The sequence below is a fragment of the Cellulomonas sp. A375-1 genome (assembly GCF_001040865.1).
Classification (GTDB): domain Bacteria; phylum Actinomycetota; class Actinomycetes; order Actinomycetales; family Cellulomonadaceae; genus Cellulomonas; species Cellulomonas gelida.
This window is the reverse complement of record NZ_LFKW01000047.1, coordinates 1-12,129: the sequence shown is the minus strand read 5'-3', so window position 1 is coordinate 12,129 and position 12,129 is coordinate 1. Positions and strand designations below refer to the sequence as shown.

The window sequence follows — 12,129 nt, the reverse complement described above, 5'->3', positions numbered from 1 at the left end:
GCGTGCGGCGGCGGGCTCGCTCACCTGACGCCCCCGACCTCCCCGAGCGCGACCACCGCGCGCCCGAGCAGCTCCTGGGCGCGAGCCAGCGTGTGGTCGACCTCGCTCGTGAGGTCCAGGCGCGAGAGGGCGAGCACCGCGCCGGCCGGGTCCTCGGCCGTGCGCAGGTCGACCGTGTGCTGCCACCCGAGGTCCTTCAGCAGCGGCTCGAACTTGCGCGAGTACGCCAGGGGGACGGCGGGCGTGCCGGTCGACAGCGCGTTGAGGCACGCGTGCATGCGCGAGCCGACGACGAGACGCGCGGAGGCGGTGACCGCGCGGACGTCGTCGAGGTCGTCGGGCACGACCAGCTCGACGTCGCCGTCGTCGAGCAGCTCGGCGAGCTCCTTGACCGCGGGCACGTCGTTGTCCGCGACGGGCGAGTCGAGCACGTGCGCGAGGAGGCTCAGGCGCCGGCCGTCGGCCACGAGCCCGCGCGCCACGTCGGTGACCGCGCGCCGGTACGCGACGTGGTCGACGTGCGGGTTCTCGGCCCACAGCAGCCCCGAGACGTTGAGCACGACGTCGCGGCTCGTCGCGACGGCGGGCCGGGGCAGCGCGAACACGACGTCGGTCGACTCGACGTCCACCGGGCGGCGCAGCGAGCGCGCGTACGCGGCGCTGGCCGAGTCGCGCGACATGACGAGTCGGGCGTCCTTCATGGAACGACGCCCGACCGCCCGGGCCCGGCGCGAGGCGAACGGCCCGATGGTCTGCGGCGCCATGACCAGCGGCGTGCTGGTGCTCGCGACGAGCCGGGCGAGCAGGCTGTGCGTGGCCAGACGCCGCAGGCCGTACATGTCGCTGAAGCTGTCACCCGCACGGGTGTCGACCACCAGGTCGAACCCGGCGAGCCAGTCGCGCAGCGGCTCGCGGGGGTCGACGCGCGAGCGGACCAGCCGCCGCCAGTCGCCGACCGGGGTCGGCGCGGTCCCCGACCCGTAGTGCAGGTGGACGATCTGCGCGCCCGGGTGGACCTGCTCGACGAGCGCCGCCGCACCCGCCGCGAGCACGCGGACCCCGAGGTTCGACGAGCGGTGGTCCGCCCACAGCACCAGCGCGCGCACAGTCCGCCCCTCGTCGTCCGATGAGCCGCACCCCCTGCAGGCTCGACCGCAGCGAGTGTAGGTGCGCGGTGCGCGACAAAGTACGTGTTGTCCGACATATCACCCGAGTGCCGTCTGTCCCGATTCGTCGGTTGCGTCTAGCGTCGAAGGGCCGCGTCATGGGACGCGGTCGGTCGTCGCGTGCGTGCACGTCGTCGGCGGGTCCGGGAGAGGAGGGCGCGTGACGTCCGAGCACCAGCCGGCCGGCCAGGCGCCCGTCGCCCCGGGGGAGGACGCCCCGGCGCCCCGGCCCGCGCGGCCCCGCATGGTCTGGATGGACACCGTGCGCGGCGCCGCGATCCTGCTCATGCTGCTGTGGCACGCGACGTCGCTGCCGCGTCTCGAGGGCGTCGAGGTGCCGTCGGCGGTGGTGGCGTTCAACGACGCTCTGCTGCCCTATCGCATGCCGACCCTGATGTTCCTGTCCGGGCTGCTGCTGCCCATGTCGCTGCGCAAGCCGCTCGGCGTCTACTACCGCGGCAAGTTCGCGCTGATCGCGTGGCCCTACGTGGTCTGGGTCCTGGTGCTGGGGCTCGTCGACGGGTTCGACCTGCCGGTGTGGCACCCCCGCACGTTCTGGCCGTCGACGTACCTGTGGTTCCTCTTCTTCATCTGCGTCTACTACCTCGTCGCGCCGCTGCTGCGCCGGTTGCCGCCGCTGGTGCCGCCCCTCGCGTTCTGGGCGGCCGCGATGGTGGTCACCTCGCCGCTGCTGCACCGCATGCTCTACTTCGCGGTCTTCTTCTTCGCGGGCGCGTGGGTCGCGGCCCGGATCGGCGACCTCCCCGCGCGTCTCACGAACCGCCCGGCGCTCGTCGTGTGCGGGCTGGCCGCGCTCGGCTTCGCGGTCGCGGCGGCGACGCACGACATCACCTATGTGGCGGCTACCGTGCCGTTCTCGCTGTGCGGGATCGTGGTCGTCGTCTACCTGGCGGCGCGGCTCGGCGGGGCACGCGGGACGGGGCCCATCCGGTTCGTCGGACGCAGCTCGATCGTGTACTACGCGGCGCACTTCCCGGTGATGCTCGTGGTCGTGCGGTGGACGCGCGACGCCGGGGCGCCGTGGTGGGCGACGATCGGCACGGCGTACCTCGCCGGGCTGATGGTCGGGACCGCGCTGGCGTTCGCCAAGGGTCGGGCGCCCGTGCGCTGGTTGTTCGAGATGCCGTTCGTCGCCCCTGCGCGACGCGCGAACCGGGTGGTGCCGACCGCGCCACCCGCGCCGGAGCAGGTCGTCGAGGCCGTCGGATCGGGAAGAGGCACGAGTGAGCGTTGAGTCGTCCGCGACGGGGTCCCAGCGGTGGTGGTGGATCGGCGGCGGCGTCGCGGCGCTCGTCGTGGTCGTCGTCCTGGTGCTGACGCTGGGTGGTGGCGACGAGCCGGACGCCCGGCCCACGGCCACGACGACGAGCGCGACACCGGACGCGTCGGCGAGCCCCACCGCGAGCGCGCCGGCCTCCGCCACGACCGCGCCGACGGGAGCGTCGGGCACCGCGTCCCCGCTGCCCGACGCCGCGCCCTCGGGCGACCCGCAGGATGTCCCCGTCCCGCCGCTCGGTGCCGAGGAGCCGGTGACGGGGCGCGGCGACGAGCCGGTCGCCACGGACGGCATCGAGGTCCGCGTCGCGAGCGTCTCGGCGACGACGACCGAGGCGAAGGGCCCCGGCGACGTCGTGGGCCCCGGCATCCTCGTCACGCTCGAGCTGACCAACCAGGGCCGGGCGGCGCTCGACACGACGGGCGTCGCGGTGGCGGCGTTCGGCGGCGCCGAGGGCGTCCCGCTCTCGCCCGTCGACTCCGACGGGCGCAACGACCACCTCTCGGGCGACCTCGCACCCGGCGCGTCGGCCACCGGCGTGTACGTGTTCATGAGCCCCGACGAGGGCGACGCCCTCGCGCTGCAGGTGCTGCTCGGGGCGACCTTCTCCCCGGTCGTGCTACAGGGCGTGCAGATCTCCTGACCCTGTTGGGTGAAAACCCCTGGCGTCGTCGGGTGAAGTCTCCGTCGGGGCGCGGGAGGTGGCGGCCTCAGACCTTATGGTCCGGTTTGTACCCGAATGACCGGACTGCGGCGTGCCGCAGAGGGCGAGGAAGCCGTGAGCGTTACCAGGACCATCGTGCGGGGGATCTTCTCGTCCGTCGCGGTCGCCGCCATGATCGTCACGGCCGTCGGGCTGCCCGCGCAGGCCGACTCGTCGCCCGGGGATCCCGAACGCCCGGACATCCCGGCCACGGTCAGCGCATCGGCGCTCCCCACGGTCCAGATCGACAAGGGTGTCGTCTGGGACCAGGTGATCGTCGGCAACAAGGTGTACGCCGTCGGCTCGTTCTCGGCCGTGCGGCCGGCCGGAGCCGCAGCGGGGGTGAACACGACCCCGCGGGCGAACATCCTCGCCTACGACATCCGTACGGGTGAGCTCGACACCAGCTTCGCGCCTGTGCTCGACGGCCAGGGGCTGCACATCGCCCGCACGCCGGACGGCTCGCGCATCTACGTCACGGGCGACTTCCAGAAGGTGGACGGCCAGTGGCGCGTGCGCGTCGCCGGCTGGGACACCGCGACCGGTCAGCTGCTGCCGAACTTCCGCCCGACGCTCGGCTCGCGAGGGCTCGGGCTCGTCGCGACGAACAGCACGGTGTACGTCGGCGGCAACTTCACCTCCGTGGCGCCGCAGACGGGTGCGGCGCTGCAGCCGCGCGCCTACGCCGCGGCGTTCGACGGGACGACAGGCGCGCTGCGGCCGTGGGTCGCCGACGCGAACGACGCGGTCACGGCGCTCACCATGACGCCCGACCAGCAGAAGGTCGTCATCGGCGGGCGGTTCACGACGCTGTCCGGCGCCTCCGGGTACGGCCTGGGCGCTGTCGACCCGGTGACCGGCGAGCGCGTCTCCTTCCCGGTGGAGAACGACGTGCGTGACGCGGGCGCCGACTCCTCGATCCTCGACCTGTACTCCGACGAGACCGGCGTGTACGGCACCGGCTACCACTTCGGTGCGGGCGGCAACCTCGAGGGTGCGTTCCGTGCGGACCCCGTCACCGGCGCGACGATCTGGATCGCCGACTGCCACGGCGACACGTACTCCGTCACCCGCCTGGGCGACGTCCTGTACGCGGTGTCGCACTCGCACTACTGCGGCAACATCCCGGACGGCTACCCGCAGACGGAGCCGTGGACGCAGCACATGGTCAACGCGTACACGGTCGCGCCCAAGGGCACGAACTCGCCGGACATCTACGGATACCAGCACTCGGCCGGCAAGCCGGCTCCGGCGGCGCTGTACTTCGACCCGCAGGTCTACACGGGCTCGTTCACGGGGCAGGGCCAGGCCGGGTGGTCGATCGAGTCGACCAACGACTACGTGGTCATGGGTGGCGAGTTCCCGGGCGTGAACGGCAGGCTCCAGCAGGGCCTCGCACGGTTCGCGAAGCCGACGATCGCGCCCAACGACCAGGGCCCGCGCATGACCGGGGCGAACTGGAGCACGCGCGCGCAGTCGACCGCCGCGGGTGAGGTGCGGATCTCGTGGGCCGCGAACCTGGACCGCGACAACACGACGCTGACCTACCGCGTGTTCCGCGGCTCGGTGAACAGCACGCCCATCTACCAGCAGGCGCTGACCGCCAACCCGTGGTTCACGCCCCGGGCATTCGGGTTCACGGACACCGGGCGCACGCCCGGCTCGTCGATCAACTACATCGTCACGGCGACCGACCCGTTCGGGAACCGCGCCGTCAGCTCGACGATGCCGGTGACCGTCGCCGACGCCGGCGCGACCAGCGCCTACCTGGCCGCCGTGCGCGCCGACAGCCCCGACCTGCAGTACCGCATGGGTGAGGCGTCCGGCACGACGCTCACGGACTCCGCCGGGTTCCTGCCGATGACGACCTCGGGCGCCGGGATCACGCGCGGCGTCGCGGGCGCCATCCCCGACGACACCGACACCGCGACCCGCTTCCCGGGCTCGGGCAGCGCGACGGCCGGCTTCGCACCCACCCTGAACGCGCCCGAGAAGTTCACGGTCGAGGCCTGGGTGCGCAGCTCGAGCACGTCCGGCGGTTCGATCGTCAACTACGGCAACCGCGCGTCGGGCCTGTCCGACACGAGCGACCGTGCCCTGTACCTGGACAACACGGGGCGCGTCAGCTTCGGCCTGTACTCGGCGTCGCGCGTCAACCTGCGCTCGTCGAGCCCGGTCAACGACAACCAGTGGCACCACGTGGTCGGCACCTACGAGCCGGGCATGATGCGGCTGTACGTCGACGGCGTGCGCGTCGGTCAGCGCATCGACGTGACGTGGCTGCGCCAGTACTGGGGCAACTGGCGGATCGGTGGCGACCGGGTCTCGAACTTCCCGAACGCGCCGTCGTCGAACTACCTCAACGGCGCGGTCGACGAGGTCGCCGTCTACGGACGGGTCCTCACGCAGGCGCAGATCCGCTCGCACTACGAGGCGACGGGGCGCACCACGGCCGTCGCGCCGGTCCCGGCGGACGCGTACGGGGCGTCGGTGCGTGACTCCGACCCGGAGCTGTACTGGCGGTTCGGCGAGGCCTCGGGCACTGCCGCGCTCGACACCAGCGCGTACGGCTCGCCCGGCACCTACCGCACGGGCGCAGCTCCCGGCGCTGCGGGTGCGCTCGCAGGCGTCACGAACGGCGCTGCGACGTTCAACGGCAACGGCGGGTTCGTCGTCTCGAACCAGACGTGGTCGAACCCGCAGGTATTCAGCCAGGAGCTGTGGTTCAAGACGACCACGACGGCGGGCGGCAAGCTCATCGGGCTCGGCGCGGCGAACACCGGTACGTCGTCGAACTACGACCGCCACGTCTACATGGAGACCGACGGGCGCCTGACGTTCGGTGTCTGGACCGGAGCCACGACGACGATCTCGTCGCCGGCGTCGTACAACGACGGCGCCTGGCACCACCTGGTGACCACGAAGTCGCCGACCGGCATGCGGATGTTCGTCGACGGCGCGCAGGTGGCCTCGGGCGCACCGGCGGACGCCGAGGACTTCACCGGCTACTGGCGCGTCGGTGGCGACACCACGTGGGGCCCGCAGCCGTGGTTCGCCGGCACGATCGACGAGGTCGCGGTGTACGGCACGGAGCTCACGCCTGCGGTGATCGCCCTGCACAACTCGCTCGGACGCACCGGTCTGGCGCCCAACGTCCTGCCGACCGCGTCGTTCACGTCGAGCACCGCCGACCTCACGGCGTCGTTCGACGCGAGCGCCTCGAGCGACTCGGACGGCACGATCGCGACGTACGCGTGGGACTTCGGTGACGGGCACACCGGCACGGGCGTGACCGCCTCGCACGAGTACGAGAGCGCCGGCACGTACGAGGTGACCCTCACGGTCACCGACGACCGCGGCGGCGTCGACGAGCACAGCGCCGACGTGAGCGTGACGGCCCCGGTGCCGAACGTGGCTCCGGTGGCGGCGTTCACCTCCTCGACGGACGGGCTGACGGCGTCGGTCGACGGTTCGGGGTCGACCGACTCGGACGGGACGATCGCCGGCTACGCGTGGGACTTCGGTGACACGGCGACGGGCTCGGGGGCGACGGCGTCGCACGAGTACGCCGCGGCCGGCACGTACACCGTCACGTTGACGGTCACGGACGACGACGGGGCGCAGCACGCGGTGTCGCACGACGTGACGGTCGAGGAGGCGGCGCCGGCCGCGCTGGCGATCGACGCGTTCGGTCGGTCGGTGACCGGTGGCTGGGGTTCGGCGGACACCGGTGGCGCCTGGACGACGGGTGGTTCGGCGGCGCTGTACTCGGTCTCGGGTGGCGCCGGTCGGATGACCGTGAACCCGGGCTCGACGCCCCGGGCGCGGCTGGACGGCGTCTCGGCGCGGGACGTCGACGTGACGCAGGTGGTCTCGCTCGACCGGCTGTCGGACACCGGTGTGGCGCAGGCGTGGGTGTCCGCGCGCACGTCGGGCTGGACGTCGGAGTACCAGGCGTCGGCCCGGGTGTCCCAGACGGGTGCCGTCGCGCTGCGGCTGGTGCGGCGTCTGGCGGGCGGGGACACGTCGCTCGCGAACGTGAACGTCACGGGTCTGACCTACTCGCCCGGCCAGCAGCTGCGGCTGCGGCTGCTGGTCGAGGGGGAGGGCACGACGACGCTGAAGGCCAAGCTGTGGGTCGACGGGCAGTCCGAGCCGGCGGCGTGGACCGCGACCGCGACCGACTCCACCGCGGAGCTCCAGGACGCCGGCGGGGTCGGGGTCGGGGGCTACTCCCCGAGCACCACGACGGGTGCCGTCGTCCTCTCGGTGCGCGACTTCGCGGCCCTCGAGCCGGGTGCCGTGGTGCCGGTGCCGAACGTGGCCCCGGTGGCGGCGTTCACCTCCTCGACGGACGGGCTGACGGCGTCGGTCGACGGTTCGGGGTCGACCGACTCGGACGGGACGATCGCCGGCTACGCGTGGGACTTCGGTGACACGGCGACGGGCTCGGGGGCGACGGCGTCGCACGAGTACGCCGCGGCAGGCACGTACACCGTCACGTTGACGGTCACGGACGACGACGGCGCGCAGCACGCGGTGTCGCACGACGTGACGGTCGTGGCGCCCGAGCCGGGCGTGCTGGCGGCGGACGCGTTCGGTCGCTCGGTCACGGGCGGCTGGGGCTCTGCCGACACCGGCGGTGCGTGGACGACGGCGGGTTCGGCGGCGCTGTACTCGGTCTCGGGCGGGGCGGGTCGGCTGACCGCGAACCCGGGCTCGACGCCCCGGACGCGGCTCGACGGGGTCTCGGCGCGCGACGTGGACGTCTCGGTCGTGGTCTCGCTCGACCGGTTGTCGGACACGGGCGTGGCCTCGACGTGGGTGGCGGCGCGGACCTCGGGCTGGACCTCGGAGTACCAGGCCGTGGTGCGGCTGACGCAGACCGGGTCGGTCTCGGTCCGGCTGGTGCGGCGGCTCGCGGCCGGTGACACGGTCCTGGCCACGGCCACGGTGCCGGGCACCTACGTGGCCGGGCAGGCGCTGCGGGTGCGGTTCGCGGCCGAGGGGCAGGGCACGACGGACCTGCGGGCCAAGGTGTGGGCCGACGGGCAGTCGGAGCCCTCGGGGTGGACGGCGACCGCCAGCGACACGACGGCCGAGCTCCAGGACGCCGGTGGGATCGGCGTGGCCGCGTACTCCCCGGCCAGCACGACCGGCGCCGTCGTCGTGTCGGTTCGCGACCTGCGCGCGACGGAGATCGCCTGATCGCCGTCCTGATCTCACCCGCCGAGCCGCCTCGACACCGCCTCGCCGTACGGGGACACTGAGCCGTCGTCGGCGGGACGGAGGCTCGAGATGCCCGCAGTGGGCAACGCGGACAGCCTGTCCATGCTGCTCCTCGTCGGTGCGATGGGCGTCGCCCTGACGCTGATCGTGCACGCGCGCCCGCAGGCCGGGTATGCGACGTACCTCATCGTGCTGTGCCTCGTGCCGCCGTGGGTCGCGGTGACGGTGGGCGTGCTCGTGACCCCGTTGATGGCGATCGGGCTCGCGATCGTCGTGGCGCTCTGGAGCGGGTCCGGGATCCGGCTGCTCGCCTTCGACGTCGTGACGATCGTCGTCATCGGCTCCGTGGCCGTCTCCTTCCTGCTCGGCTACGTGGGCCTGACGCAGGCCTACGCGGCGATCATCGGGTGGGGCCTGCCGTACCTGGTCGGCCGGCTCGGGACGCGCGTCGACGGCGACTGGCTCAGCACGTGTGTCGCGGTGGTCTTCGTCGTCGTCGCGGTGCTGGCGATCGTCGAGTTCGTCGGCCGGCGCAACTGGTTCGTCGAGATCCGGTTCCCGAACTCGATGTACGCGGGGTGGAGCGGGATCCGCTACCGCGGCGGCCTGCCGCGCGTCGAGGGGGCGTTCGGCAACTCGATCGCCCTCGGTGCCTGCCTGGCGATGGCGGTCCCGTTCGTGTGGGTGTCCCGGCTGCGCCCCGCGGTGAAGGCGATCGCGATCCTCGTCGTCGCGACCGCCGCGGTCCTCACGTTCAGCCGCATCGGCATGCTGTCCGTGGTGCTGGGCGTGGTGCTGTGCGTGACCCTGCTCGGCCGGCAGGTGAGCAGGGGGTTCCGCATCGGGACGGCGACGCTCCTGGGGATCGGCGTGGTGATCGCCGCGCCACTGGCGATGGACGTGTTCTCGAGCGCGGGCGACGAGGCGGCCGGCAGCGCGGAGTACCGCGGCGACCTGCTCTCGCTGGTGCCGACCATGACCTGGCTGGGGCAGTCGTCGGCGAGCGCTCGCGACGCCGCGGGGACGCAGTCGTTCGGGTCGTTCGAGTCGATCGACTCCGCGTTCATCCTCGTCGGGCTCACCTACGGGCTCATCCCGCTCGCGCTGCTGCTCGTCGGCGCGCTGGCCGCGGTCGTCGCGCTCGTGCGTGGGCACCGCGGGCCGGCGCTCATCTCGATCGTCGCGATCCTGCCCGGGCTGACGTCGGTGGCCTTCATCACCCAGTTCACGACGTTCTTCTGGTTCGTCGCAGGGCTCGCCGTCGCACAGGTCGGCGCCAGGTCCCGCGTGCCGCAGGACGAGCGGAGCACGACCCCACCGGATCTGCACAAGATGGACGCGTTCGGCGGACGCGTCGTGTGACGACGCGGTGGTTCAATCGCTGATCAACGACGAGAGTGAGACCCCATGACGTTGCACGACGCAGTGCTCGCCGTGCGCAAGCACTGGCTGTGGGTGCTGGCGCCGATCCTGGTGCTCACCCTCGGCATCGGCTACCTGTCCGAGCGCGCCGAGCCGGTGTACCGCGCGCGCACGGCGCTGTTCGTCGCGCTCACCGTCGGGGACTCGGCGTCGGACCTCAACCAGGGCTCGAACTACACCCAGGCGCAGATGCTCTCGTTCGCCGAGCTCGCGTCGCTGCCGATCGTCCTCGACCCCGTCGTGGAGGAGCTGGGCCTGACGACGTCCGCGCGCGCCCTGGCCGGCAGCATCTCGGCCACGACCCTCAACGGGACGTCGATCCTCAACATCGCGGTGACCAACCCTTCCCCCCAGGTGGCCGCGGACATCGCGAACGCGGTCGCGGGCGAGCTGACCACGGTCATCGCGCAGGTCGCCCCGACGACGACCGAGGGCACGGCGTCGATCCGCGCGACGATCGTGGACCAGGCCGTCGCGCCCAAGCGGCCGGCGTCGCCGAACGTCGAGCGCAACGTGATCGCCGCGGCGCTCGCAGGCCTGATCCTCGGACTGGCGGCCGCGTACGTGCGGCAGGCGTTCGACACGCGGGTGCGCCGGCCGGAAGAGCTCGAGGCGGCGATCGACGTCCCGCTGCTCGGGGTCGTGCGCGGCGTGCGCCGCAGCGAGCTCGAGGTACGCGTCGGGGACGCGGTGCTCAACGGTCCGCAGGCCGAGGAGTTCCGCCGTCTGCGCACGAACCTGCAGATGGTCGGCGAGCGCGGCGCACCGCGCATGTTCGCCGTCTCGTCGGCCGTCGAGGGCGAGGGCAAGACGCACACGAACCTGCGCCTCGCGTTCTCGCTGGCCGCGGCGGGCGACCGCGTGCTGGTCATCGACGCGGACCTGCGCCGGCCCGCGGTGGCCGACCGGCTCGGGCTCGAAGGAGCCGCAGGTCTCACCGAGTGCCTGGTGGGACGTGCCGAGTTCGACGAGGTGGTGCAGCACCTCGGCGACGGGCCGTCGATCCTCGCGTCGGGCGCCACGCCGCCGAACCCCGGTGAGCTGCTCGCGTCCAAGGAGTTCGCCGCGCTGCTCGAGCAGGTCGCCGACGAGTACGACGCGGTGTTCATCGACACCCCGCCGCTGCTCCCGGTGGCCGACGCCGTCGTCGTCTCCCGCCAGGTCGCGGGGCTGATCCTCGTCGTCGACGCGCACAAGGCCCGGCGGCCGCAGCTGACCCGTGCGGTCGACGCGGTCCACCGGGGCGGTGGTCGCGTCGTCGGGGCCGTGCTGAACCGCTCGCGCACCGCTCAGGAGGAGTCCTACGTCTACGGCTCACCGAGCCGGCGGACGCGCCGCTGGCCCCGCTCCGAGCGCGTCGACGGGGCGCACACCCGCGCCAAGGCGGGCCAGACGGGTTAATTCACCCTGTCGCACATGTCGGAAATGCCCGGTGACCGCCTAGTCTCGACGTTGTCCGGAATGCCCCGGACGAGCGAGTGACCTGGGGGTTCGGATGGCACGACGAGTGGGGTACGCGCCGGGCGCGTACGACCTGTTCCATGTCGGCCACCTGAACATCCTGCGACGGGCGCGGGAGCACTGCGACTTCCTGATCGCGGGCGTCGTGAGCGACGAGATGCTCGAGCAGGCCCGTGGCCGGCGGCCCGTCGTGCCGCTGGTCGAGCGCATGGAGATCGTCGAGCACATCGCGTTCGTCGACGCGGTGCACGCCGAGGTCGTCCCCGACAAGCTCGAGACGTGGCGCGAGCTGCAGTTCGACGTGTTCTTCAAGGGCGACGACTGGCGCGGCACGCCCAAGGGCGAGGCCCTGGAGCGTCGCTTCGCCGAGGTCGGGGTCGAGGTCGTGTACTTCCCGTACACGCTGCAGACGTCGAGCACCGCGCTGCGGCGTGCGTTGGCGACGCTGAGCGGCGGGGCGTCCTCGCCGGAGCTCGCGGGCAGCTCGCGCTGACCTACCCGCGCTGACCGACCCGCGACAGCGGCGCGTGCCGCTGGTGTCCGAGGCGTGCCGTCCGGCTGTCGGGTGCGATGTCGGTGGCCGCTCGTAGACTGTGGCCGCACCCCTGAGCGCGTCGTCCGGTGCTCGCCGCAGCTCTTCGCTGCACCGGCTGTCCGCGTGTGCGGGGGCGTTCGTGCTGCCCGCACGCGGGTGTGGGCGGACTCGTCGTGCCCGAAACCTCGTGCCCGAACCGTCGCTTGAACGACCGTCGCTGTGAAGGACCCATGGACCTGACCGGACTGCTGCCCGCCCTGCTCGCCGACCCTGCCGCAGCCGCCGCGCTCGAGGCCCTGCCTGCGCGTGGGGCGGT

The 12,129-nt window shown here is 72.8% G+C and carries 7 protein-coding genes; 6 read left to right on the top strand and 1 reads right to left on the bottom strand.

Annotation, left to right across the window (positions count from 1 at the left end; genetic code table 11):
* Positions 1 to 20: 20 nt before the first annotated feature.
* Positions 21 to 1,106 carry a polysaccharide pyruvyl transferase family protein gene (locus tag CWIS_RS05730; RefSeq protein ID WP_048342297.1) on the bottom strand — a complete coding sequence of 362 codons (1,086 nt, stop codon included), beginning with the start codon at positions 1,104 to 1,106 and terminating at the stop codon, positions 21 to 23.
* Between the two features lie 220 nt (positions 1,107 to 1,326).
* Between CWIS_RS05730 and CWIS_RS05725 the strand changes: the two genes are divergently transcribed.
* The 6 genes from CWIS_RS05725 to CWIS_RS05695 all read left to right on the top strand — a co-directional run bounded on the left by CWIS_RS05725 (position 1,327) and on the right by CWIS_RS05695 (position 11,771).
* On the top strand, positions 1,327 to 2,421 hold the full coding sequence (locus tag CWIS_RS05725; RefSeq protein WP_048342296.1) for an acyltransferase: 1,095 nt from the start codon (positions 1,327 to 1,329) through the stop codon (positions 2,419 to 2,421).
* Complete coding sequence (locus CWIS_RS18295; RefSeq protein WP_053071574.1) at positions 2,411 to 3,106, top strand: hypothetical protein; 696 nt, start codon at positions 2,411 to 2,413, stop codon at positions 3,104 to 3,106. The genes CWIS_RS05725 and CWIS_RS18295 overlap by 11 nt, the downstream gene beginning before the upstream one ends.
* A gap of 135 nt (positions 3,107 to 3,241) precedes the next feature.
* Complete coding sequence (locus tag CWIS_RS05710) at positions 3,242 to 8,374, top strand: PKD domain-containing protein (protein ID WP_231583676.1); 5,133 nt, start codon at positions 3,242 to 3,244, stop codon at positions 8,372 to 8,374.
* 90 nt (positions 8,375 to 8,464) lie between these two features.
* Complete coding sequence (locus CWIS_RS05705; protein WP_141371646.1) at positions 8,465 to 9,757, top strand: hypothetical protein; 1,293 nt, start codon at positions 8,465 to 8,467, stop codon at positions 9,755 to 9,757.
* A gap of 45 nt (positions 9,758 to 9,802) precedes the next feature.
* Positions 9,803 to 11,218, top strand: coding sequence for a polysaccharide biosynthesis tyrosine autokinase (locus CWIS_RS05700; protein WP_048342295.1), 1,416 nt, complete (start codon positions 9,803 to 9,805; stop codon positions 11,216 to 11,218).
* 94 nt (positions 11,219 to 11,312) lie between these two features.
* On the top strand, positions 11,313 to 11,771 hold the full coding sequence (locus CWIS_RS05695) for an adenylyltransferase/cytidyltransferase family protein (protein ID WP_048342294.1): 459 nt from the start codon (positions 11,313 to 11,315) through the stop codon (positions 11,769 to 11,771).
* Positions 11,772 to 12,129: the final 358 nt, after the last annotated feature.

Coding starts and splice junctions, on each gene's coding strand:
- CWIS_RS05705 (WP_141371646.1), top strand. CDS start 8,465: ATGCCCGCAGTGGGCAACGCGGACAGCCTGTCCATGCTGCTCCTCGTC.
- CWIS_RS05700 (WP_048342295.1), top strand. CDS start 9,803: ATGACGTTGCACGACGCAGTGCTCGCCGTGCGCAAGCACTGGCTGTGG.
- CWIS_RS05695 (WP_048342294.1), top strand. CDS start 11,313: ATGGCACGACGAGTGGGGTACGCGCCGGGCGCGTACGACCTGTTCCAT.